This window comes from Mycobacterium sp. FW102-FHT13B02, assembly GCF_058790275.1.
Map to the genome: position 1 here is coordinate 250,812 of NZ_JBYTCM010000003.1, position 22,742 is coordinate 273,553.

Below are 22,742 nucleotides of genomic sequence, written 5' to 3' on the forward strand. Positions count from 1 at the left end.
CGCACTACACCAACGGTAGGGAGCCGGGGCAGCCAAATCAGCGTCGATTCCCGGTGATCGGAAACCCGTGCCCGGATCCCGCTCATCGGAGAGACCGGTTGGGTCCGCGCCCTCGGCGTCCCAGAATTTCAGCACATGACCGCTGTCGAAACCGACACCGAAACCGTTGGTGCCCGTCGTGGCGTGCTGCTGACGGTGGCCGATGTCATCGCGGAGAGCCCTGACGCACGGTCATTGGTATTCAGCGTCCCCGAACAGCTGCGGGACCGCTTCGCCTATCGGCCGGGGCAATTCCTGACCTTTCGCGTTCCGAGCGATCAGACCGGCTCGGTGGCGCGGTGCTACTCGCTGGCGAGTTCACCGCACACCGATCCCGCGCCGAAGGTGACGATCAAGCGGACTGCGGGCGGTTACGGGTCGAACTGGTTGTGTGACAACGTCTCTGTCGGCGACACCATCGAAGTGCTGCCACCTGCCGGCGTGTTCACGCCCGCTTCGCTCGACAGCGACTTCCTGTTGTGGGCGGCCGGAAGTGGTATCACTCCGGTGATGTCAATCCTCAAGTCAGCGATGGCGTCAGGCTCTGGGCGGGCAATTCTGTGTTACGCCAACCGTGACGAGCACTCGGTCATTTTCGCCGCCGAACTACGCGAGCTGGCTGCACGTTACGCCGGCCGCTTGACGGTGCTGCACTGGCTGGAATCGGTACAGGGATTGCCGACGCGTGCCCAGATGGCCGGGTTTGCGCACACTGTTTTTGCCGGGTCGAACACCTTCGAATCGTTCATCTGCGGCCCTGCCTCGTTCATGACCGTGATCAAGGAAGCGCTGGCCGAGGCCGGGGTTCCGCGCGAACGCATTCATCTCGAGGTGTTCCAGTCATTGTCGGGCGATCCGTTCGCCGATGAGATCGATTCCACGGCCGATCATTCCGATGACGAAGACGCTGCGACGGTTCAGGTCGACATCGACGGCGACTGCCACCAGTTGCGATGGCCGCGGCGCGCAACACTGGTCGACACGATGCTCGCGGCAGACCTTGATGTGCCGTACTCGTGCCGGGAGGGCCAATGCGGGTCATGCGCGGCCACCGTGCTCCGCGGCCACGTCGACATGGCCACCTCCGAGGTACTGCAACCAGAGGACATCGCCGACGGCCTGATCTTGGCCTGCCAGGCCACACCGGTCTCAGACGACCTGCACATCAAATTCTGAAGAACATCGTTACACGACAACATTTTTCCGCTCACCGGGAACGGTTCTCAGCGGCGGGAAGCCCACTGTTGGACCATCAGTGGCAGCCATTGACCGATAGGACGAGAAGATGACCGACCGGGTAATCGACCGGGTGCGCGCGATCGCCGACCAACTACGCGCGCAGGGGCCCGAGGCAGAAAAGGCTGGACAGCTCACCAACGAGACGGTCAAGTTGATGAAGTCGGCCGGCAACATTCGGCTGTTGCAGCCGAAGGCCCACGGCGGCCTGCAAGTCCACCCGCGCGAGTTCGCCGAAACCGTGATGGCCACTGCCGCGCTCGACCCGTCCGCGGGTTGGATCAACGGCGTGGTCGGCGTTCACCCCTACCAGCTCGCTTACGCAGACCCACGGGTGGCATCCGAAATCTGGGCTGACGACGTCGACACCTGGGTCGCCTCCCCCTACGCGCCACAAGGCGTGGCGAAGCCGGTCGATGGCGGCTACATCTTCAACGGCCGCTGGCAGTTCAGTTCGGGCACCGATCACTGCGACTGGATCTTCCTGGGCGCGATGATCGGTGACGCCGAGGGCAAGCCGCTGATGCCGCCGCAGGTGCTGCACATGATTTTGCCGCGCGCCGACTACGAGATCGTTGAGGACTCGTGGAATGTCGTGGGGCTACGCGGCACCGGCTCCAAAGACGTCATCGTCAAGGATGCATTCGTGCCGTCGTACCGCACGATGGATGCGATGAAGGTCATGGACGGCACCGCCCAGCGCGAAGCCGGGATGACCGAAACCCTGTACTTGATGCCGTGGTCGACGATGTTCCCGCTCGGCATCAGCTCGGCGACCATCGGCATCGCCGAGGGCGCGCTGGCCGCTGCACTCGACTACCAGCGCGAGCGGGTGAACTCCAGCGGAATCTCGATCAAGGACGACCCGTACGTCATGTACGCCATCGGTGAGGCCGCCGCGGACATCAACGCGGCCCGGCAAGAGCTCTTGGCCAACGCCGACAGAATTTTCGACATGGTCGACTCGGGCAGGGAGGTGTCCTTCGAGGATCGCGCGGCCGGTCGGCGCACCCAGGTGCGGGCGGTGTGGCGCGCGGTCTCAGCGGTCGACGAGCTGTTCGCACGCTGCGGCGGCAACGCCGCGCGAATGGACAAACCGCTTCAGCGCTATTGGCGTGATGTGCACGTCGGCCAGGCGCATGCCATTCACGTTCCGGGCACGGTCTACCACGCTTCGGCCCTGAGCTCGCTTGGCGTGGATCCGCAGGGTCCGCTACGAGCGATGATCTGAGTGACCGTGGGATTGATCAAGAGCCTCGGCTACGTCACCGTCGCCGCCTCCGACATCGAACGCTGGCGGCACTTCGCCTTCAACGTCCTCGGCTTCGCGACCGGTACCGGACCCGACGAATCCGCGCTGTACCTACGAATGGACGAACGTGCTGCGCGCATCATCGTGGTGCCCGGCGAGTCCGACAAGATCATGACCGTCGGCTGGGAGGTCCGCGACCATGCCGACCTCGAGCAGGTCAAGAGCGCACTCGAAGCCGCCGGCGTGCCGTTCAAGCAGCTGTCGCTGGCGGAAGCCGATGCACGACGTGTCGAAGAAGTCATCGCTTTCGAGGATCCGGCCGGCACGCTACTCGAGGTGTTTCACGGCCCGGTCCTGGACCACTCACCCGTCATCACCCCGCACGGAGCAAAGTTCGTCACCGGCAACCAGGGCCTGGGACACGTGGTGCTCCCCGCACTCGATGTCAACGGCTTGTTCGAGTTCTACACGGAGGTCCTCGATTTCAAGTCCCGCGGTGCATTCCGTGTCCCGGTGCCACCGGAGTTCGGACCCGTCCGGGTTCGATTCATGGGCGTCAACCAGCGCCATCACAGCCTCGCGATCTGCCCCGCGCAGAATCTGCGCGATCCCGGCCTCATTCACCTCATGGTCGAGGTCGACAGCCTCGACGCGGTGGGCCAGGCCCTCGACCGGGTCAATGCCGAAGGCTTCCAACTCTCGTCCACCCTGGGCCGCCACACCAACGACAAGATGGTGTCCTTCTATGTGCGTGCTCCCGGCGACTGGGACATCGAGTTCGGCACCGAGGGCATGAAGGTCGACGAAACCTATTACACGGCAAAGGAAATCACCGCCGACAGCTACTGGGGCCACCAGTGGGTGTCGGACCTCCCGGCGGCCATGCGCCCATGACACGCGAGCCCCGCGTCACGCGAACTTACATCTGTACGAGGTCGAACGGATAGGTCAACGTCCCGGCGGGCGATCCGTCGCAGCCGGTGGCGAACGACGACGAGAGCGCCCCGGACATCGTACTCGGATCCCACGAGTAGGTATCCCGGGTCGGTATCACTGGGCCGTAATAGACATCCCCACAACGTAATCCATCCGGCACATCAACGGTCAGCGTCAACCGTCCGTCGTGCAGTTGCGCGTCGCCCTGGTACGGAAATGCTCGTGCCACCGGTTGTGGAATCGCCTGGACATGGACACAGTCGCCCTGACAACTCGACAGTGCCCAGAGCCAGTTGTGAAAGTCGTGCCGGCCAGAGATTCTCAGTTCGAAGTTCCCGTGGCGGATATCCGCGTGCGCCAATGGCGTCGACATCCACGTAGCGGCGACCAGCGTCATGGCCGAAACGATTGATTTCATACCTGCCCTCGCCAACGTGCCTACGGGTCGAACGCCACCGGCAAACGCCGGTCGAAGTAGCTGTGATCCGCTTACTAGCAAGAAGTTACGGCGCACAAGGCCGGGACGGTGCCGAATATCCGCTGAGCGGGCATCCTCGCGCTCGCACCTCAGCAGAGCGTCATCTGTGGACGCCGCGCGGCACGACGGACGGCTGCACGCCACACCGACCCATCCCGAAGCTACTGCCGACAGCAGGCTGGTGTGACACCGCACACATCGTATGGTAAAAATAGTAATAGTACTTTTTTGACTATCGACACTGGGAGCACTTCATGACAACGGCAGTCGTGAGCCGCGGCGAAACGCCGATCGCCGCCATTGATCGGATGTCCTTGGTGCTGGACGCCTTTGACGGCAAGACACCGCTGACGATGGTGCAGATCGTGCATCGCACCGGTCTGCCAAGGTCGTCCGTACACCGCATGCTGGAGCGACTCGTTCATCTTCGCTGGCTCCGACGCGAAGGTTTCGACTACGAACTCGGTACCCGCTTGGTCGAGTTGGGGTCGCTCGCCCTGCATCAGGGTCGCATTCACCAGGCCGCCCTTCCCCTACTGCGCAGTCTGCAACGGGCCACCGGATTGGTGGTACACCTGGCTGTCGTCGACGGCTCCGACATCATCTGCCTCGAGAGAATCGGTGATCAACTGTCCGATCTCGTCCATACCTCGGTCGGCAATCGCGTACCTGCGCACTGTACCGCGGTCGGAAAGGCCATTCTTGCCGAAAGTAACTGCACCGATGTCGATCTCAGTGCCCGGCAAACTCGCTTCTCGATTGCCAGCACCCAGCAATTGACGGCTGAACTGACCAAGACCCGCGAACGTGGCGTGGCGTTCGACCGGGAGGAATCCCTGCTCGGGATCGGCTGCGTCGCTGCCGCCATCGGACTGCCGGGACAGCCGCTCGCAGCCGTATCGGTGTGCGGCCCGATCGACCGGATCACTCTGGATCAGCGACTCGCCGCGCCCGTGCGGATCACCGCATCGCGCATCTGGCGCAATATCGAATACGGACCGCACCGGCCCACCCCGAAGGCGGTTACCCACCCAGCACTGCGACGAGTCGGACCGCCGAACTCCTGGGCGCGAGCATAGGTATTTGATCCATCGGCCCGTCAATTCGTGGCGCGTCTCCGGTCGTCAGGGAGCCGCTCAGCAGTCCCGTAACGTTGCTCAGGGTCCAGGACGCAATGGGTCCGTCCGAACACCGTCACCATGCACTTGTTGTTGTGGGTGCAACGGCTGCGTGAGCCTGGCTCGGCAATCATGGTGTTCACGCGATCCGGTTCACGAAGCAGGGCCCGCCCCATGGCGAAGAAATCAAAACCCTCTCGCATCCCGGTCTCGATATGCTCGCGGTTGGTAATGCCGCCCAACAGAACGAGTTTGGTGTTCTTCATCAGCGGGACGAACTGGCGGGCGGCGTCGAGCATGTACAAGTCCCGGTAGGGGTACATGCCCATCGCCTGCTTGCCGAAGAGCCGGATCGCAGGGCGTAAGGCCACCGGCATTACTTTCGAGAACTCCTTGGCCGGTACGTCGCCGCGGAACAGATACATCGGCTTGTACACCGAGGAACCTTGGGTCAGCTCGAGGGCGTCAAGGGTGGCGTCGGCATCGAGGAGTTGCGCCGTTCGCAGCGCTTCATCGATCCAGATGCTGCCGGGCAGACCGTCATCCATGTCGAGCTTGGCGATCACCGCGATCTGGCCGCCGACAACCGTCCGTACATGTTGAGCGATCTCGCGAACCAGTCGCGACCGATTATCGATCGACCCGCCGTAGCCATCTCGGCGGCGGTTGATGAGCGGGCTCAGGAATGAGCTGGGTAGGTACAGGTGTCCGAAGTGAAGCTCGACCGCGTCGAATCCGGCATTCACCGCAATACGGGCGGCCATTCCGAATTGCCTGATGACTGCCTGGATTTCCGCGACGCTGATGGCGCGGCAGTATGCCAAAGACGTCGGGTTGACGAACTTGCTCGGCGCCATTGCGGTGACCCCGGTGAGCTTCTTGGGCGCTACCACTCCGGCGTGACCGAGCTGGGCCGAAATCGCCGCTCCAGTCTCATGCACGGCATCGGTGAGCCGGCGCAGGCCGGGCAATGTGGTCGCGCTCATGACGATCTGCCCCGGTGCACTAGCAGCTTCGGGAGCGACGCAGCAGTAGGCGACGGTGGTCATCCCCACGCCGCCGTCGGCGAATGCCCGGTGAAATGCGATCAGTTCCTCGGTGACCGCGCCGTCGGGCGAGCGTCCCTCAGATGTCGCCGCTTTGATGATCCGGTTCCGCAGTATTACCGGACCCAGCTGCGCAGGTTCAAACGGATTGTCGCCCATGGGATCACCCTCGTCGCCTACTGTCGGTGAGCAAAGATGCGTTCCCGGTAACCGGGAACGGGCGGACCGCCGACTACCGCCGGCCCATAGCCTCTACTCATGGACGAAGTGTTCGTCATCGACCGGGTGGTTACCGCTCCCGGGTGCGCCCAGAAGTTCATCGACGCCTATCTCGCCGACTACGCACCCGGCGCCATTGAACGGGGCATGACCATGTGGGACATTCTGGTCAGTCCGCCGATCTGGTTCGATGACCAAACCAACGTCGTCACCATCACCTGGTCACTGCCCAGCCCGCAGGCGTGGTGGGAGATGACATGGCAAGGCCGTGGTGATCCAACACTGGCGCAGTGGTGGGACAGCGTCGCAGGTCTCATCGTCGAACGCAACCGCAGTGTCGCCGCATCGCCCGACAACGTCGCCCCCGCGGGTGATGTCGCCGCGCCGGCACCACAAGGATCCGCGGAGGGCACCACCGTCGGCGTGACCCGGCTGATCGATGTCGCCGAATCCGACCGCACACGAATACTGGAGAACCTGCGCGAGGCCGCCCGCAACAGCGGCGCGTTGGCGTATGTCGTGCAACCGACACTTCCGGGGTCACGCAATGGCGGCGACATCCTGGCCCATCTGCGCTTCTGGAACCAGACCGCCTGGGAACAGAGCACTTTCGACAGCGCCCTGGCTGATCCGGCCGTTACCCACGTCAACGGCGCGACCTACCGCGGCGCCCCGACACGCAACGGCCGCGGCAGCGTGTACCGAGCGCTACTGCTGCGGGTCGAGCCCGGCGTCGACGCCACCACCATCGCCGACTTCGAACGCGAATTGGCCTCGATGCCAAGGTATGTAAACACCATCGCGGCGTGGCAGCTCAGTCGCGTCGACTCCGCCCTGGGCACCAGTCCGTGGACGCACGTGTTCGAACAGGAATTCACCGACGTCGACGGTTTGATGGGGCCCTACCTGATGCACCCCATCCATTGGGCGGTCGTCGATCGCTGGTTCGATCCAGAAACCACCGACGTGATCATCCGAGATCGCTTGTGCCACAGTTTCTGCGAACTGACCACGCCGGTGCTCTGGTAACGGCAGACAGCTAGACGCCGGCGGGCAGGATGTTCGGATTCGCCGCTGCAGGCGGTGGCAGCGGCGGCAGGACCGTGCGGCCGTCCAGCGAGTGCACCGTCAGTTCTTGGGACCACGGATAGTGCAGGCTGAACGCCACCAGACCCGTACGCTCCGCGGCAGGAGCATGGCACATGGCCAGTACCGTCTCCGCCAGGTATTCCACCGGCTCGGTGGGAAAGGAATCGGGGATGAGTGCGGCAGCGCCCGGTGTCCGGACCGCCGTTGACGGACCAACACAGTTGACCGCGATGTTCGCATCGAGCAGCTCGGCGGCCACTCCCTGGGTGAAACGGTGCAGCGCTGCTTTACACGAGGCGTAGATGACATCGCCGGCGGTCTTGTTGTAGTCCCGATACGGCCGTGTCGGAGCCACCCCGGTAACCGAACCGATGTTGACGATCCAACCCGCACCCTGATCCTTCATGTGCGGCACAACGGCTTTCGTCAGCGCGAACGGAATGCGCAGGTAGTGGTCGATTGTGCGGTCGAAGGTTGCCATCGGCATCTGCTCGACCACGGCGTAGTCGGCGAAACCGGCGTTGTTGACCACGATGTCGACGCGGCCCGTGCGGTGCAGGACCGCCTCGACAAGACTGTCACGAGCCTCAGGTTCTTCCAGATCCGCCGGCACCCCGAAAGCCGAACCACCTGCGTCTTCGATGAGCTGGACGGTTTCCTGAATGCTGCCCGGTATCACCTCGCTCACCCCGGCACGCACCGAAGTCGACGGATGGTTGCCGCGCGCGGTTACCGCGACGGTGGCTCCTTCGGCCGCCAGCCGCTGAGCGATGGCCCGTCCGATCCCCCGGCTACTGCCCGTTACGAGTGCAGTCTTACCTGCCAACGGCTGTGTCATTGCAGGATGAAGTCTTCCTCGATGGGGGCCCGGTGCTGACGCCATAAGTCGACCAGTCGATACGGTGTCGCCACGACAACGCGCCCCGAATCGGAGCGATAGTAGGTGTGGGCGTTGGGAGTATGGCACCACACGGTGCCGCGCATCGTCTCGTCGATGCCCTCGACGTACTCGTCGTAAGCACCGCGCGTGACCTCCATGGTCTGCACACCGCGAAGCGCCATCAGCTGCAGGCACTCAATGATGTAGTGCGCCATCACCTCCATCGAGAAGTTGGCTCCCGCGCCGTGTCCCGGGCTGTAGTTGGGAGCGGAAGTGATGAACAGATTGGGGAAACCCGGCACGGTGCCGCCCCGGTAGGCCCGGGGGCTGTCGCCCCATTCGTCGGACAGCGCCTGGCCGTCGCGACCGCGGATGTCGATCGTCGACAGGAAGTCGAGGTGGTAGCCCGTGGCGTAGATGATGACGTCGAGGTCGATCTGCCGACCATCTTGAGTGACAATGCCGTTGGCGTTCACGGCAGCTGGTTCGCTGGCCTCGACGTCGACGTGATCACGGGTCAACGCCGCGTAGTAGCCGCCGGGGTCACGGATGATGCGCTTACCGTAGGGGGCGAAGTCCGGAGTGACTTTGTGCGCCAATTCCGTCCCGGCGCCGAACATCCGATTGATGTAGTCAGTACACATCTGCAACAGCACGTCGTTGGCAGGCGAGATCGACAGATGGCTCTTCGACCACTCTGGGTCCTGCAGGATGACCGGGTAGTTGTTGTCTGCGGTACCCCAGTATGACTTGACTCGATTCCACATCGCGTAGAACGGCAGCACCCGCCCCAGATAGCGACGATGTTCCGGCACGTCGTCGGAGAGGCGCTTGCGTGGGGCGACCCAATGCGGCTGCCGTTGGAACACGGTGAGGTGCTCGACCTGGTCGACGCAGGCATCGACGATCTGCACCGCCGTGCAGCCGGCTCCGATGATCGCTACCTTCTTGCCCGTCAGATCCAGTGTGGGATCCCATTGGGCCGAGTGAATACTGATGCCGCCAAAGGTCTCCCGGCCCTCGATGTCGGGAAAGCGCGGGCGATTCAGGTAGCCTGCCGCGGTGACGACGACGCTGGCATGGTCGACCGTCACGGTTCCGTCGGCGCTGCGCGAATGAATCTGCCACTGTTGACGCTGTTCATCCCACCGCAGTGCTTCGACCTCGGTGCCGAACCTGATGTGGCTGCGTAGCTCGTGTTTGTCCGCGAGCGCTACGAGGTAGGCCTGGTACTCGGCGCCCTGCGGATAGTAGCTGGACCACTCGGGGTTCACTTCACGAGATAGCGAGTAGTAGGCCGACGGGGTATCTACCCCGATGCCGGGGTACGTGGTGGTCAGCCAGGTACCCCCTACTTCTGTGTTGCGTTCGAAAATCTGAAATTGGACGCCCTCCTCGGCCGCCGCCAACGCCACCGCGATGCCGGCCAAGCCCGCACCGATGATGGCCATTGTGGTGGTCTGGGGAATGGGCACCGTACGCGGCAGGGTCGGTTGAGACGGGCGGAAACCACCCTGCTCGATCAGCAGGTCGACGTTTTCGTCGTCGACCTGAGTACCCAACGCGACCGGAAGCAACCTCGCGAACAGGTCGCGGTCAACGACGGGCTCGTCGGCGGGCGGGAAGAAGGCAAGCGCATTGCTCATCTCGTCGACAAGCGCCTGCATTGTCTCGGGATCGGTTCGTCCCGCCCGCTCCGGAGGGTCCGGAACGTGATCGATCTTGGGTGCATACCGATCGATGACCGATGCGTCGCCGGTCATCTGTGCCAGCACAGCGACCAGGACACCCGGATCTGCCTGCATCAGATGTGCCCGCAAGGCATCGGGGTCAGGAGCGCTGGCTACTGGTGAGGACGATTCGGTCGCGGCGGTCATGCAACCGAGTATCGAAGGGATCTTCCTTACGCCGCCGCTGCTTTAACCTCTGAGCGGGATACGATCCTGCGACCAACCCGGTGCACTACATACGTTTCACGGCATGGATTCTGATGACCTGGACACCGTCATCGCCCGGGCCCGCAGCCACAGCCTCGCCGACATTCCCCGACGATCGGCGCGCAAACAGCCAAACAAGACGGCGATCGTCGACGGAGACGTGACGCTGAGTTTCGCGGAATTCGACGACCTGGTCGACCGCGCCACAGCAGCGTTGTGCGACAACGGCCTTCGGCCCCGAGACCGGCTCGCGCTGTTGTCGCGGAACTGCTGGCAGTACGCGGTATTGGCATTCGCCACTGCCCGTGCCGGCGTTGTTCTGGTCCCGATCAATTTCATGCTCACTGCCGAAGAAATCGCCTACATCTTGGCGCACAGCAATGCTGCCGGGCTCATCGTCGAAGCTGACCTCGTACCGGTGGCGGAGGACGCGATGCGCCTCGGCACCGCCGTGAACTCCACCGCGGCACTGGTTCCGCCTGGGCAGCCATGTCCCGCTGATTGGGCAGATTTCACTGATTGGCTGACCACGGACAGCGCTGCCCCCGACCATCTTCTCGGCGACGACGAGATTGTCCGGGTGATGTACACCAGTGGCACCGAGTCACGGCCCAAAGGGGCGATGCACAGCAGCCGCGGACTGATGTGGCAGTACATCAGCACTATCGTCGCCGGCTCGATGTCCGGCGACGACGTCGTCATCCAGTCCCTACCGCTGTACCACTGTGCACAGCTGGACAACTTCTTGGCCACCGCCATCTACCTCGGCGCGACAAGCATCATCCTGCCGCGCCCGGAACCAGAAATGGTGCTGCGCACCATCGAGCGTTACCACGCCACCAGTTACTTTGCGCCGCCAACTGTTTGGATCAGCCTGCTGCGCAGCCCCGTCTTCGACCAGGTGGATCTGTCCAGCCTGCGCAAGGGGTACTACGGCGCATCACCGATGCCCACCGAAATCCTGCACGAGTTGCGCCGCCGGCTACCGCGTCTGCGCCTGTGGAATTTCTACGGCCAAACCGAGATGGCGCCGCTGGCCTCGGCACTGGGCCCCGACGAACAGGACAGTCACGCCGGATCAGCGGGCCGACCGGTGGTCAATGTCGAAACCACCATCCTCGACGACACCAACATTCCCGTAGCGCCCGGAACTGTGGGCGAGATCGCCCACCGCAGTGCGCATTTGATGCTGGGATACCTCAACGACCCGGACAAGACCGCCGAAGCGTTTGCCGGCGGATGGTTCCACTCCGGTGACCTCGGCTATTACGACGAGTACGGCCTCCTGCACGTCGTGGACCGCAAAAAGGACATGATCAAGACCGGCGGGGAGAACGTCGCCAGTCGCGAGGTCGAAGAGATCCTGTACCTGCACAGCGGCGTAGAAGAAGCCGCCGTGTTCGGGCTGGCCCACCCGCTGTGGGTAGAGGCCGTGGTAGCCGCGGTGGTTCCTCGCATCGGTGTCACGCTGACCGAAGACGAAGTCCTCACGCATTGCCGCGATCATCTCGCCGGCTTCAAGACCCCCAAACGCGTGTTCTTCGTCGATTCCCTGCCGAAGAACCCCAGTGGCAAATTGCTCAAACGCCGCCTGCGTGAGGAATTCAGCCCCGAATTCGTCCAAAACTAAAGGAACACAGCACATGTACACAGGTCGCATCGCGCGATTCGACGAGCCCGGTAAGCCATTTCAGATCGAAACCGTCTCTCTGCCAGAGGTTGGTCCGGGCGAGATCCTGGTACGGGTGAGCCGCGCCAACATCTGCGGGTCGGACGTGCACGCCTGGCACGGTACGTTTGCGACCCGAGGTCTCGGCGGACACCTGCCGACCGTGCTCGGCCACGAGATGGTCGGGGCTGTCGAGGCACTGGGTGACGGTGTTGCCACCGACTCCAACGGCAAGCCGTTGCAGGCCGGGACTCGAGTGGTGTACCCCTACTTCTACAGCTGCCACAGCTGCCGCAATTGCCTGGCCGGGCGACGAAACGCCTGCCTCAAGCTGAAGATGGCCATGCTGGGCCGCGCCGACCTGCCGCCGTATTTCGTCGGCGGCTACGGGGATTACTACCTGTTGCCGGCGGGCGCCGTCGTCTACACCGTTCCGGACAGTGTCGGCGACGACATCGCGGCAGGCGCGAACTGCGCTCTGTCCCAAGTGATGTATGGGCTCGAGCGCGTCGACCTTCAGCTCGGCGAGCACGTCGTGGTGCAAGGGGCCGGAGCCCTGGGCCTCTATGCGATCGCGGTCGCCAAAGCCCGCGGCGCCGCGAACGTGATCGCGATCGACGGGATAGCCGAGCGGCTGGAGTTGGCAGCCGCCTTCGGTGCCGACACCGTGCTGGATCTCAACCAGGTCGCGACGCCCAAGGACCGCGCCAAAGCCATCCGCGCCCTGACCGACGGCCACGGCGCCGACGTCGTCGTCGAAGTCGTCGGGCACCCCTCGGCTATCGAAGAGGGGCTGCAGATGCTGGGACAGTTCGGCCGCTACGTCGAGATCGGCAACATCAACGCAGGCCAAACGTTCGCCTTCGAACCATCGCGGTTCGTCTTCAGCAACAAGACCATGGTCGGCGTTTCGCTGTACGACCCCGCCGTGCTCTCGCGCGCCCTGACCTTCCTGGACCGGCACCAACACGCGCTGCCCTTCGACCGGCTCGCCGCAACGACTTACTCGCTCGACGACATCAATGACGCCTTCGGCGCGGCCGACGGCAAGCGCGACATCCGTGCCAGCATCACCCCGTAGTTCGCAAAGGACGAATATGCATACTCATCAACGCTCCGAGCTGTTCATCGACGGCCGCTGGGTAGCGCCCTCCGGCAGCGGTGTCATCGACGTCGTCGACCCGGCCACCGAAGCGGTGATCGGCCACGTCCCGGGCGGCGATGAAGCCGATGTCGACGCCGCGGTCGCCGCAGCACGCCGCGCCTTCGACCCGGCGATCACCGTCCAAGAGCGGCGGCAGCGGCTGCGCCGGGTGATCGACGCAATGGACAAGCGCCTGCCGGACATCGCCAACCTCATCACCGCCGAAATGGGCGCCCCGGTACGAATCGCCCAGACGGTGCAAACCCAGGTACCGCTCGCCGTTGCCAACGGTTTTGCCGACGTCCTGGAAACGTTCGAATTCGAAGAGCGCGTGGGCAATTCACTCGTGCTGCGCGAGCCGTACGGCGTCGTCGGCGCCATCACCCCCTGGAACTATCCGCTGTATCAGGTCGTCGCCAAAGTGCTTCCGGCCATCGCCGCGGGCTGCACCGTCGTGCTCAAACCGAGCAACGAGGCACCGCTATCGGTGTTCGCCTTTATCGAAGCCTGCGAGGAGGCAGGTCTGCCTCCGGGGGTGATCAACATCGTCTCCGGTTCTGGACGGGTGATCGGTGAGCGCCTCGCCAGCCACCCGGATGTCGATTTCGTGTCGTTCACCGGGTCCACGGGGGTCGGATCCCGTGTCGGCGAGTTGGCGGGCCAGTCTGTCAAGAAGGTGGCGCTCGAACTGGGCGGAAAATCGGCCAACGTGATCCTGGACGGCGCCGACCTGGCCACCGCCGTCAAAGTTGGTGTCGGCAACGCTTTCCTGAACGGCGGCCAGACCTGCATGGCGTGGACCCGAATGCTTGTGCCGCAGAAGCGCTATAGCGAAGCGCTCGAATTGATCGAATCGGCAGTGAGTCGCTACACCGTCGGCGATCCATGGGACCCTGGCACCCGCATCGGCCCGTCCGCGTCGCAATCCCACTTCGAGACAGTGCGTGGATTCATCGACCGCGCACGGAATGATGGAGCACGCCTGCTGACCGGCGGCTCAGAGCGGGTGCGTGACGTCGGGTTCTTCCTCGCACCAACGGTATTCGCCGACGTCGACCCGGAATCAGAACTCGGACAAGAAGAAGTTTTCGGGCCCGTACTGGCAGTCATCCCCTACACCGACACAGACGACGCGCTGCGCATCGCCAATGGCACCCCCTACGGTCTGTCGGGGGCGGTGTGGGCCGCTGACGACGACACCGCGATCGCGTTCGCCCGCCAGATTCAGACCGGACAGGTCGACATCAATGGCGGTTCGTACAACCCCGCAGCGCCATTCGGTGGCTACAAGAAGTCGGGAATCGGCCGTGAACTCGGGCGATTCGGTTTCGAGGAGTATCTGCAAACGAAGTCCCTTCAGCTCAAGGAGCGGCCGTGAAAGCGCCTGTCGACGTCAGTACCAGCGGCTCGATCCAGTTCTGGACGATCAATCTCCCGGAGGCAGGTAACGCCATATCCGGCCCGGATGTGGTCGCCGAGTTCGAAGCGAATATCGACGCAGCCAACCGCGACAACGCAGTTCGGGCGATCGTCCTCACGGGCAGCGGCAAGATCTTTTCCGCCGGCGGCAACGTCAAGGAGATGGCCGACCGCCGCGGCATGTTCGGCCTCGATCCCATCGACCAGCGTCGGGCCTACATCGACGGCATCCAACGCATCCCACGCGCGATGAGCCGACTCGAAGTCCCCATCATCGCGGCGGTCAACGGTGCCGCGGTCGGCGCCGGCTGCGATCTGGCGATGATGTGTGACATCCGTATCGCGTCGGAGCGGGCATCATTCGCAGAAAGTTTCGTGCAACTCGGCTTGATTCCCGGCGACGGCGGGACCTGGTTTTTGCCGCGGGCCATCGGGTACTCCCGCGCCGCCGAGCTCACCTTCACCGGCGATCGCATCGACGCCGCAACCGCGCTGGAGTGGGGCCTGGTCAGCCGCGTCGTAGCCCATGACGATCTGCTTGCGGACGCGCACGGGCTGGCCGAGCGCATCGCCGCCAATCCCCCGCATGCGCTGCGCATGGCCAAACGGCTGCTGCAGGAATCCATCACCGGCACATTGGAATCAACTCTCAGTATGGCCGCAGCCATGCAGCCATTGGCCCACCACGACACCGCGCACCAAGATCGCATCGCAAAGTGGCAGACCTCATGACTACCGCGTTGAGGCTGGTGCCGCCGGCGAGCAGCTCAAGCCCGGTGGCTGATGCGTTGCGCACCCAGGTCCGGGCGTTCCTGGCCGAGCAATTGGCTGCGGGCGCCTACACGCCGTCGGTCGACGCGTGGTTGTGCGGCTGGGACGAAAACTTCACCCACTCGCTGGCACGACAAGGCTGGTTGGGCATGACGGTCCCCGAATGCTATGGCGGGCACGGCCGTTCGTTCCACGACCGATTCGTGGTCACCGAGGAACTGCTGGCCGCCGGTGCGCCGGTGGCCGCCCATTGGATCGCCGACCGCCAGATTGTGCCTTCGCTTCTCAAGTACGGCACCGAAGAGCAGAAGCACGAGTTCCTGCCCCGCATCGTCCGCGGTGAGTGTTTCTTCGGCATCGGAATGAGCGAGCCCGACTCAGGATCCGATCTCGCGAGCGTTCGCACCCGAGCGGTCCGCGTCGACGGAGGCTGGTCGGTAACCGGGACCAAGGTATGGACCTCGGGAGCGCACCACGCGCACGCGTTCATCGTATTGGCCCGCACCGCACCGGTGGACTCGGCGCATCGGCACGCGGGGCTCAGCCAGTTCATCGTCGACTTGGCTGCCGAGGGTGTGGACGTTCGGCCCATCATCTCGATGAACGGTGGGCATCACTTCAACGAGGTCATCCTCGACGAGGTGTTCGTGCCCGACTCGATGGTCTTCGGTGAAATCGGGCAAGGCTGGACGCAGGTTACCTCGGAATTGAGTTTCGAACGAAGTGGCCCTGAACGATTCCTGTCGACCTTTCCCCTCCTGGCCGCGACGCTCGAACAGCATGCTCCACAAAGTGTTTCGCGCGACGTCGAGATGGGCCGGTTGGTGGCACGTATCGCTGGTCTGCATCACACCTCGACGGCAGTGGCAGAAGCGCTACAACGCGGCGAGGCCGCCGATGTATCTGCGGCCGTGGTCAAGGTTCTCGGCACCACGGTCGAGGGCGACATCGCCGACTACGCCGACCTGCACACCGGTGATGAGAGCACAGTCGAGTCGTCGTGGACCGATCTGCTCTCCCACGCGGTCGACCAACGCCCGGGATTCACCCTGCGCGGCGGAACAAACGAGGTACTGCGCGGAGTCATCGCGCGGGGATTGGGGCTGCGATGAACGCAACCGGTGTGCGGACGAATACGTCGACGGTAGATCGCGAACTGGTCGACATGATGGAGGCCGTCTTCGCCGGCTATCGGTCGTCGCACGATTCCGGGCCGGCGGATGCACGAATCGACTATGACCGCGCGTTGTGGCATCGGCTCGATGAGCTCGGGCTGGTGCGGCTGACCGGAGCGGAACAATCCGGCGGCAGTGGAGCGAGCTGGCGCGAATCGACCGAATTGGTCAGCGCCGCAGTGCGACACGGGGTACGGCTGCCGTTGGCCGAACATGATCTCCTGGCGTGCTGGCTGCTGGAGGCCGTCGGGCAGGAAGCAGATGACGCTGTTCGCACGATCCACATCGTGCCAAGACCCGGCGGGCCTCAGGCGCCGACACCCTGGGCCGGCTCGGCCGACCGGATCGTCACCGTCTGGCGCAGTGGCGACGGATACCGCGTCGCCGACGTCGATGCCGCGGAGATCACCATCGCCCCAGGACAGAACCTGATCGGCGAACCGCGTGACACCGTCAGCATTGATTTGTCCAGCCGGTCCGGACACGTTGTAGAGCCAGAATTGGTTGCCGAACTGACGCGCAAGGCTGCGTTGGTCCGGGCCATTCAGGTTTGTGCCGCACTGGATTGCGCGATCGCGGCATCGGTTGAGCACGTGACGTCGCGCGTCCAATTCGGCCGTCCGCTCGCCAAGTTCCAGGCGATCCAGAACCTGATCGCCGATGCTGCCGCCGAGGCAGCCGTCGCCCGCTCGGCCACCGAAGCGGCACTGCACAATGCGCTCGAAACCGGATGGCAAACAGGCCATCTGGACTTTCAGATCGCAGTCGCACGATCCTGCGCCGGGCATGCAGCCTCGGTCGTGACCCGCAATGCCCACCAGGTGCACGGCGCGATCGGGACGACACGTGAACACCGCCTGCACGAGTGGACCCGCGCGGCGCTGGCCTGGCGGTCAGAAAGCGGTTCTGTGCATTTCTGGGACCGAAAGGTCGCGGCCGCGGCGGCCGAGGCGGGTAGCGCAGGCCTGTGGGCGTTGATCACCGGTACCGACTAGCTCATCACCCACCAACGCCTCAAACCGGCTGAAAGACAACGGAGAAACGACTGAACATTGCTCGTCGGGACTGGTCGTATTTCGGGCAGAGCCATTATTCCGGTGACCGGTCACGGGCGCTGTGACGAACAACTCCGACGAGTTGACTTTACCGGTATGAGCAACCCGATCAGCCTGCCTGAGGCCCAAGAATTCATCGCCGAATTTTGGTTTCACTACGACCAGGGAAACTTCGCTGAGGTGGCCGCGCGTTTCGGCGACGAGATGGAGTACCTGAGTCGTTCGGATTCGGGTAACTGCCCGTTCGAACATCTGTTGGCAGCTGAATTACACGGTGGCGCAGAGACTATGGCCTGGATGACCTCGCATCGTAACGAGAACCCCTACCCGTGCCGGCACCACGCGACCAACATCTTCCGGACCGGCACCGAGGGTGAGGTCACCATGGTGCGGTTCTACCTGTACGTCAACCAGATCACCAATAACGTCCCGTTCGCGGTATCCAGCGGTGTCGTCGATGCCGGCATCCGGCGCGAAGGTGCTGGCTTGGTGTTCGCATCCATGAAGGTGGTGCTCGACGCCGAGGACTCGGTCCCGTTCGCCGAGCACGCGGCTGAGGTCGCTGCCAGCAGCGGGCAACCGGCATGACTGCCAGCTCAACCTTCGGAGGTGGCGTAGCCGTGATCACCGGCGCCGGCGCCGGCATCGGCGCCGGCCTGGCGCGTCACGCCAGTCAGTTGGGTATGACGGTGGTGTTAGCTGACATCGACGTCGCCGCCATTGCAGCCTTGCGTAACGAGATCTGCGCCGCGGGGGGAACTGCCGTCGACGCAGTCTGCGACGTTCGTGATGCCGCGGCGGTACAGCGGCTGGCCGACAGGGTCTTTGACGAATTCGGTGCCGTACGGCTGCTGGTCAACAACGCCGGAGTGGAGCAATTCGGCTATCTGTGGGACACGCCGCTGGCGAACTGGCACCGGATCGTCGACGTCAACATCAACGGCGTCTTCCACGGCATTCGTGCGTTTCTTCCGCGAATGATGTCTAACGACGCGCCCGCGTGGGTGTGGAATCTGTCATCGATCGGCGGGGTTGCAGTGGTTCCCCTGCAGGCGCCCTACATCATGAGCAAGCATGCCGTGCTGGCGCTGACCGAATGCCTGAACTTGGAGGTACAGGCGGCAGGACATGCTCATCACATCCACGTCCAGGCCGTCCTGCCTGGAGCCGTTGTCTCGAACATCTTCGAGTCCGCAGGCGGGGTGGACACCGGAAATACGGACGCTGCCGAAGGGCAGCGCGCAGCGATGCTCGATATCAAAGCCGCCGCAATGGACCCACTTGCCGCTGCTCGGGTGGTCTTTGATCAATCGGCCGAAGGCCGCTTCTATCTCATCACCCAACCGGACTACGTCGGCGCGGCGATGTCCGAACGTGCCCGAGTACTGACCAGCCAGCAGGCGCCTCAACTGCGCGAACATCGCCGGTTCGATCCCACCCACAACTGAGATGCCCACACCACAACTCGATCACGATGCTGCGGCCCGGGTCGCAGCATTCGGAGACATCGCACCGATGCGCACCCGCGGCCTGCCGGCCGTCCGCGCCGGTATCGAATCCGCACCGCTGCCTGACATGCCGGCCATGGCCAGCACAGAGAACCTCACGGCACCGGGCCCTGCCGGCTCCCTTTCGGTCCGCCTGTACCGGCCCAGCACCGAGGAACGTCTGCCCGTCCTGGTCTACTTCCACGGCGGCGGACTCGTCATGGGCTCCAACCACTCGTTCGAGCCGTTGGCGCGAGAACTGGCCTACGCCAGCGGAGCCGCCGTCGCAGCCGTCGAGTACCGCCTGGCGCCGGAGTCACCACCACCCGCTCAGTTCGATGACGCCTATGCCGCGACGGAATGGATCGCGGCCAACGCCAACGATCTCGATCTCGACGCCGGACGGTTGGGGGTGGCCGGCGACAGTGCGGGCGGATCCCTGGCCGCGGCAGTGGCTTTGGCGGCGCGGGACCATGCCGGGCCGCGGATATCCGTGCAGGTCCTGCTCTACCCTGGCCTGGATCGCGACATGGGCGCACCATCGATCACCGCGATGCCCGACGCACCGATGCTGCGCCACGACGACATCGTCTACATGCACGAGCTGGTGGACCGCAGTGGCGATTGGCCGCATTCGCACTATCAGGTGCCGGCCTACGCGACCGACCTGAGCGGCCTGCCGCAGGCAATCGTCGTCACCGGCGAATGCGACCCCATCCGAGACTGGGGTGAGCGCTACGCCGATCGACTACGCGAGGCCGGAGTGCAGACCACCCTCACCCGTTATCCCGGGATGTACCACGGGTTCTTGATGCGATCGGATGCGACCGCACGCGGCCGGCTCGCCATGGCTGAGGTCGGCGCACTGGTGCGCGCAAAGTTCGCTCACCCGTGCGTCACCGGCCGGTCCACCAACGGATCCCTCATTCAAAGCGCTTCTGTCCCAACGTCGACAGTCGACACACTCACCACCGAAGGAGAACACCATGCTGACCGATGAGCGTCGACGCGAGCTGTCCGACGTCCTACGTCCTGCCGCTCCCCCGCGGGAGATCACCGATGTCTACACCCCCGACCAGCGGCGGCGACTGCTCGACGTTGTGCACGATCACGGTCCATGGAAGCTGATCATCGCGCAGCACTTCGCCTCCGCGGACGAATTGTTGGCGACCATGAGCGGGTCGTTCCCGGAAGGTTTCACCCCGTCGCTGGATCTTTTTCTCACTCCGACGTTCCGGGGCTATCTCGCCAACTACGGTGCCGTCCTGTACCCGGAACTGCACGACTGCTTCTACAACAGCGCCTTCATCGAACAAGCCAAGAGCTACTGGAACGCTGAATACGCCAAACCGCAGATGATGTTGTTCAACATCAACGGGCCGTGCGCCAACCGCGATCCCGGCCATCTGGACTCCCCGAGTTTCCGTGGCGTGCGCTACGAGAACGCACCCACCTGGCTGTGCAGCGTGATGGGCAAATCGGGACTGTTCACCGACTACCTGATCAAAATGGCGCAGGTCATCACCTGGTTCTCCCTCGACACGCAATCGGGATTCACGTATTGGCCCGACGGACCGCTCAAGGCGCCCGGACGGGTACTGCCGCCGATCAACAACCGGGGTGTTGTTGTTCAGAACGAGATGATGATGCACCGTGGAGAGGCCAACGGCCCTCTGGCGCAACAGGTTCCCGCCGGGCTCTCCTTCGACACAGTGTTCACCGGAGACCCCGCCGACCGTGATCAATGGCTGCTGAAGAACGGTGAGGATGTCATCGGTCGTCATCACACCGACGAGCTGAGGTTCCTGGTGCACTGGTCCGCCGAAGTGTTCTCGGACTACGACGAACTCAAGAAGAACATGGACGGCTCCGACGACATCACGATCGAACGCGCGATCGGCATGATGGTCGATGATCTCAAGGGCAAGGGCATCAAAATCGATGTCCCCAGCGAACCCCTCCACAACGCCGCATTCATCGGCGCACTCAACGCGGCCTACGACTTGGGCGCCCCGACGACCTACCCGGAAGAAGCGCCGGTCAGCGCGTTCCAACTCGCATAGACCGCGAAAGGCACTGCAAAATGGATCGTTTCACTGACCGTCGCGTCATCGTGACAGGCGCGGGATCGGGTATTGGCGCGGCCACGACCGCGCGGCTACTCGATGAGGGTGCCACCGTGGTGGCCTACGACATCTCTGCCGGCGGACTGGCTGCCACGGCTGCCGCCGCTGAAAATGCCGGCACGGCAAAGCGCCTGACAACCACAACAGTCGACATCTCGGACGAGGACACCGTCATCGCCGCCGTCGACAGTGCGGTGGCCGAGTTGGGTGGGCTCGACGTATTGGTCAACGTCGCAGCAATACAGACCTGCTCGCACACCCACGAGACCACGCTGGCGGACTGGAACCGCACGCTCGCAGTCAATCTCACCGGCACCTTTCTGATGACGCGTCAAGCACTACCGTCACTACTGGAATCGGGCAGAGGCGTAGTGGTGAATTTCACCTCCACCGCAGCGACGTTCGCCCACCCCTATATGGCCGCTTACGCCGCCAGTAAGGGCGCGGTCCTCAGCTTCACCCACTCGCTCGCTCTGGAGTACTCGAAACAGGGCCTGCGCGCGGTGAACATCCAGCCAGGCGGTGTCTCCACTGCATTGGCCAACAGCACACTCGAGAAGATGCCCGAAGGCTACGACTTGGGACTGTGGACCAAACAGACACCGCTGTTGCACGGCCGCGACAACGCTATCCTCGGCGATCCGAGTGCTGTTGCTTCGGTGGTCGCCATGGTCGCGTCCGATGACGGCGCATTCATCACCGGCACCGAAATCCGCGTCGACGGAGGCGCGCACGCGTAGTCGCCCTGACTAACCCTCAGGCACACCGCCTTCGACACGTAGTTGCCCGCCGGGTCTGCACAGGATTCTGTGCAGACCCGGCGTGCTGCGTCTGTGCCAACCGAACGAGTCGGTCAAGATATCGGGTCAGCTCCCGGCAAGGCCCCTACCACCATGCTCATTCCGGTCCGCAGCACCGAACGCAGGCTACCGAAGTCACCATGGGCCACCCATTGCAGGTATGCGTGGCGGCACGCCTGAATGATCAACTGCGCCGGTAACTCTCGCGTCAACGGATCATCAGCCAGCCCGACCCGAGTATCGAGAAACTCGGTGATCGGCCCCACCAGTTCTTGCCCCCAGTCCAGCCAGCGCAACCGATACTGAGGTGCACTGACCACCAGCGCCATGAACGTGCGGTCGAACTCGACTTGTCCGCGTCTGGGCACCTCGGTGCTGAATGCCTCCACGAGGATGTCCACGACATCGCCGTCTGGTGGAGCGCCGGCCAAAACCTCGACGCTGAGCGTGCCGAACTGACGGAACAGCGGCATCACGACGTCTTCTTTGACCGGAAAATGCCGATGAAAAGTCCTCGGCGCGATACCGACGGCCTGGCAGATGCGCTCCACCGTTGCAGACGTCGACCCATCCGCGAGGAAGATGTCACGCGCGGCAATGGCGATATCCAATCGGAGCTCTTCGGCACGTCGCTCCGTCAATGTCGCCGGCCTGCGCTCAGCTCGCATGAATCCTCATCCCCTCTCTGAACAGCCAGTTCATCGCGTTCGCTATCCACCGGGTCAGGTTCACAGCCAACGTCATTGCCATCCCGGTGACAGGGAATCCGGTAGTGACGTACATCTCCCGAACATTACCGTTAAACATGTCAGATTCTGCCATTCCTGCTGAATCTGACAGCGGGATGCCGCCCCGTCGCCAGCCGC

The 22,742-nt window shown here is 63.7% G+C and carries 21 protein-coding genes; 16 read left to right on the forward strand and 5 right to left on the reverse strand.

What is annotated here, in order from left to right:
• Positions 1-135 precede the first annotated feature (135 nt).
• The 3 genes from AC3WTE_RS06885 (at position 136) to bphC (ending at position 3,421) form a co-directional block, all read left to right on the forward strand.
• Entirely contained in the window at positions 136-1,215 is a 1,080-nt protein-coding gene (locus AC3WTE_RS06885) for a 2Fe-2S iron-sulfur cluster-binding protein (protein ID WP_492436596.1), read from the forward strand.
• A 109-nt stretch (positions 1,216-1,324) separates the two neighbouring features.
• Positions 1,325-2,506, forward strand: coding sequence for an acyl-CoA dehydrogenase family protein (locus tag AC3WTE_RS06890; protein WP_492436597.1), 1,182 nt, complete (start codon positions 1,325-1,327; stop codon positions 2,504-2,506).
• 6 nt (positions 2,507-2,512) lie between these two features.
• Positions 2,513-3,421, forward strand: coding sequence for a biphenyl-2,3-diol 1,2-dioxygenase (bphC, locus tag AC3WTE_RS06895; protein WP_492436832.1), 909 nt, complete (start codon positions 2,513-2,515; stop codon positions 3,419-3,421).
• 25 nt (positions 3,422-3,446) lie between these two features.
• On the opposite strand, the gene AC3WTE_RS06900 is transcribed toward bphC, so the two are convergent.
• Positions 3,447-3,881, reverse strand: a complete 435-nt coding sequence (locus AC3WTE_RS06900; RefSeq protein WP_492436598.1) for a hypothetical protein — start codon at positions 3,879-3,881, stop codon at positions 3,447-3,449.
• 314 nt (positions 3,882-4,195) lie between these two features.
• Here AC3WTE_RS06900 and AC3WTE_RS06905 point away from each other — a divergent pair, with 314 nt between their 5' ends.
• Positions 4,196-5,020, forward strand: a complete 825-nt coding sequence (locus AC3WTE_RS06905) for an IclR family transcriptional regulator (RefSeq protein WP_492436599.1) — start codon at positions 4,196-4,198, stop codon at positions 5,018-5,020.
• 20 nt (positions 5,021-5,040) lie between these two features.
• Here AC3WTE_RS06905 and AC3WTE_RS06910 read toward each other — a convergent pair whose 3' ends face one another.
• A complete protein-coding gene (locus AC3WTE_RS06910) occupies positions 5,041-6,264 on the reverse strand; it encodes an NADH:flavin oxidoreductase (protein ID WP_492436600.1) in 1,224 nt (407 codons plus the stop codon).
• 483 nt (positions 6,265-6,747) lie between these two features.
• On the opposite strand from AC3WTE_RS06910, the gene AC3WTE_RS06915 reads away from it, so the two are divergent.
• On the forward strand, positions 6,748-7,353 hold the full coding sequence (locus AC3WTE_RS06915) for a Dabb family protein (RefSeq protein ID WP_492436833.1): 606 nt from the start codon (positions 6,748-6,750) through the stop codon (positions 7,351-7,353).
• Between the two features lie 10 nt (positions 7,354-7,363).
• On the opposite strand, the gene AC3WTE_RS06920 is transcribed toward AC3WTE_RS06915, so the two are convergent.
• Positions 7,364-8,251 (reverse strand): SDR family NAD(P)-dependent oxidoreductase, encoded by an 888-nt coding sequence (locus tag AC3WTE_RS06920; protein WP_492436601.1) that lies wholly within the window; start codon positions 8,249-8,251, stop codon positions 7,364-7,366.
• Positions 8,248-10,170 (reverse strand): flavin-containing monooxygenase, encoded by a 1,923-nt coding sequence (locus AC3WTE_RS06925; RefSeq protein ID WP_492436602.1) that lies wholly within the window; start codon positions 10,168-10,170, stop codon positions 8,248-8,250. Before AC3WTE_RS06925 ends, AC3WTE_RS06920 begins: the two co-directional genes overlap by 4 nt.
• 103 nt (positions 10,171-10,273) lie before the next feature.
• Between AC3WTE_RS06925 and AC3WTE_RS06930 the strand changes: the two genes are divergently transcribed.
• From AC3WTE_RS06930 to AC3WTE_RS06980, 11 genes are all read left to right on the forward strand, one after another.
• On the forward strand, positions 10,274-11,860 hold the full coding sequence (locus AC3WTE_RS06930) for a fatty acyl-CoA synthetase (protein WP_492436603.1): 1,587 nt from the start codon (positions 10,274-10,276) through the stop codon (positions 11,858-11,860).
• Between the two features lie 13 nt (positions 11,861-11,873).
• Entirely contained in the window at positions 11,874-12,980 is a 1,107-nt protein-coding gene (locus AC3WTE_RS06935; protein ID WP_492436604.1) for a zinc-binding dehydrogenase, read from the forward strand.
• Positions 12,981-12,996: 16 nt separating this feature from the next.
• Positions 12,997-14,421 (forward strand): aldehyde dehydrogenase family protein, encoded by a 1,425-nt coding sequence (locus AC3WTE_RS06940; protein WP_492436605.1) that lies wholly within the window; start codon positions 12,997-12,999, stop codon positions 14,419-14,421.
• Positions 14,418-15,194: a crotonase/enoyl-CoA hydratase family protein gene (locus AC3WTE_RS06945; RefSeq protein ID WP_492436606.1), complete on the forward strand. Its 777-nt coding sequence runs from the start codon at positions 14,418-14,420 to the stop codon at positions 15,192-15,194. Before AC3WTE_RS06940 ends, AC3WTE_RS06945 begins: the two co-directional genes overlap by 4 nt.
• Positions 15,191-16,345: an acyl-CoA dehydrogenase family protein gene (locus AC3WTE_RS06950; RefSeq protein ID WP_492436607.1), complete on the forward strand. Its 1,155-nt coding sequence runs from the start codon at positions 15,191-15,193 to the stop codon at positions 16,343-16,345. Before AC3WTE_RS06945 ends, AC3WTE_RS06950 begins: the two co-directional genes overlap by 4 nt.
• Positions 16,342-17,403: an acyl-CoA dehydrogenase family protein gene (locus AC3WTE_RS06955; RefSeq protein WP_492436608.1), complete on the forward strand. Its 1,062-nt coding sequence runs from the start codon at positions 16,342-16,344 to the stop codon at positions 17,401-17,403. Before AC3WTE_RS06950 ends, AC3WTE_RS06955 begins: the two co-directional genes overlap by 4 nt.
• Positions 17,404-17,559: 156 nt before the next feature.
• A complete protein-coding gene (locus tag AC3WTE_RS06960) occupies positions 17,560-18,051 on the forward strand; it encodes a nuclear transport factor 2 family protein (protein ID WP_492436609.1) in 492 nt (163 codons plus the stop codon).
• Positions 18,048-18,911 carry an SDR family oxidoreductase gene (locus AC3WTE_RS06965; protein WP_492436610.1) on the forward strand — a complete coding sequence of 288 codons (864 nt, stop codon included), beginning with the start codon at positions 18,048-18,050 and terminating at the stop codon, positions 18,909-18,911. The genes AC3WTE_RS06960 and AC3WTE_RS06965 overlap by 4 nt, the downstream gene beginning before the upstream one ends.
• Before the next feature lies 1 nt (position 18,912).
• A complete protein-coding gene (locus tag AC3WTE_RS06970) occupies positions 18,913-19,950 on the forward strand; it encodes an alpha/beta hydrolase (protein WP_492436611.1) in 1,038 nt (345 codons plus the stop codon).
• Positions 19,937-21,013, forward strand: a complete 1,077-nt coding sequence (locus AC3WTE_RS06975) for a hypothetical protein (RefSeq protein WP_492436612.1) — start codon at positions 19,937-19,939, stop codon at positions 21,011-21,013. The genes AC3WTE_RS06970 and AC3WTE_RS06975 overlap by 14 nt, the downstream gene beginning before the upstream one ends.
• A gap of 20 nt (positions 21,014-21,033) precedes the next feature.
• Complete coding sequence (locus tag AC3WTE_RS06980) at positions 21,034-21,816, forward strand: SDR family NAD(P)-dependent oxidoreductase (RefSeq protein WP_492436613.1); 783 nt, start codon at positions 21,034-21,036, stop codon at positions 21,814-21,816.
• A gap of 113 nt (positions 21,817-21,929) precedes the next feature.
• Here AC3WTE_RS06980 and AC3WTE_RS06985 read toward each other — a convergent pair whose 3' ends face one another.
• Positions 21,930-22,544: a TetR/AcrR family transcriptional regulator gene (locus AC3WTE_RS06985; RefSeq protein WP_492436614.1), complete on the reverse strand. Its 615-nt coding sequence runs from the start codon at positions 22,542-22,544 to the stop codon at positions 21,930-21,932.
• Positions 22,545-22,742 lie beyond the last annotated feature (198 nt).

Excerpts from the sequence above, each read along its gene's own strand:
- AC3WTE_RS06950 (WP_492436607.1), top strand. The coding sequence starts at position 15,191 with ATGACTACCGCGTTGAGGCTGGTGCCGCCGGCGAGCAGCTCAAGCCCG.
- AC3WTE_RS06965 (WP_492436610.1), top strand. The coding sequence starts at position 18,048 with ATGACTGCCAGCTCAACCTTCGGAGGTGGCGTAGCCGTGATCACCGGC.
- AC3WTE_RS06970 (WP_492436611.1), top strand. The coding sequence starts at position 18,913 with ATGCCCACACCACAACTCGATCACGATGCTGCGGCCCGGGTCGCAGCA.
- AC3WTE_RS06955 (WP_492436608.1), top strand. The coding sequence starts at position 16,342 with ATGAACGCAACCGGTGTGCGGACGAATACGTCGACGGTAGATCGCGAA.
- AC3WTE_RS06975 (WP_492436612.1), top strand. The coding sequence starts at position 19,937 with ATGCTGACCGATGAGCGTCGACGCGAGCTGTCCGACGTCCTACGTCCT.
- AC3WTE_RS06935 (WP_492436604.1), top strand. The coding sequence starts at position 11,874 with ATGTACACAGGTCGCATCGCGCGATTCGACGAGCCCGGTAAGCCATTT.
- AC3WTE_RS06930 (WP_492436603.1), top strand. The coding sequence starts at position 10,274 with ATGGATTCTGATGACCTGGACACCGTCATCGCCCGGGCCCGCAGCCAC.
- AC3WTE_RS06905 (WP_492436599.1), top strand. The coding sequence starts at position 4,196 with ATGACAACGGCAGTCGTGAGCCGCGGCGAAACGCCGATCGCCGCCATT.
- AC3WTE_RS06920 (WP_492436601.1), bottom strand. The coding sequence starts at position 8,251 with ATGACACAGCCGTTGGCAGGTAAGACTGCACTCGTAACGGGCAGTAGC.
- AC3WTE_RS06940 (WP_492436605.1), top strand. The coding sequence starts at position 12,997 with ATGCATACTCATCAACGCTCCGAGCTGTTCATCGACGGCCGCTGGGTA.
- AC3WTE_RS06910 (WP_492436600.1), bottom strand. The coding sequence starts at position 6,264 with ATGGGCGACAATCCGTTTGAACCTGCGCAGCTGGGTCCGGTAATACTG.
- AC3WTE_RS06890 (WP_492436597.1), top strand. The coding sequence starts at position 1,325 with ATGACCGACCGGGTAATCGACCGGGTGCGCGCGATCGCCGACCAACTA.
- AC3WTE_RS06925 (WP_492436602.1), bottom strand. The coding sequence starts at position 10,170 with ATGACCGCCGCGACCGAATCGTCCTCACCAGTAGCCAGCGCTCCTGAC.
- AC3WTE_RS06985 (WP_492436614.1), bottom strand. The coding sequence starts at position 22,544 with ATGCGAGCTGAGCGCAGGCCGGCGACATTGACGGAGCGACGTGCCGAA.
- AC3WTE_RS06900 (WP_492436598.1), bottom strand. The coding sequence starts at position 3,881 with ATGAAATCAATCGTTTCGGCCATGACGCTGGTCGCCGCTACGTGGATG.
- AC3WTE_RS06980 (WP_492436613.1), top strand. The coding sequence starts at position 21,034 with ATGGATCGTTTCACTGACCGTCGCGTCATCGTGACAGGCGCGGGATCG.
- AC3WTE_RS06885 (WP_492436596.1), top strand. The coding sequence starts at position 136 with ATGACCGCTGTCGAAACCGACACCGAAACCGTTGGTGCCCGTCGTGGC.
- AC3WTE_RS06960 (WP_492436609.1), top strand. The coding sequence starts at position 17,560 with ATGAGCAACCCGATCAGCCTGCCTGAGGCCCAAGAATTCATCGCCGAA.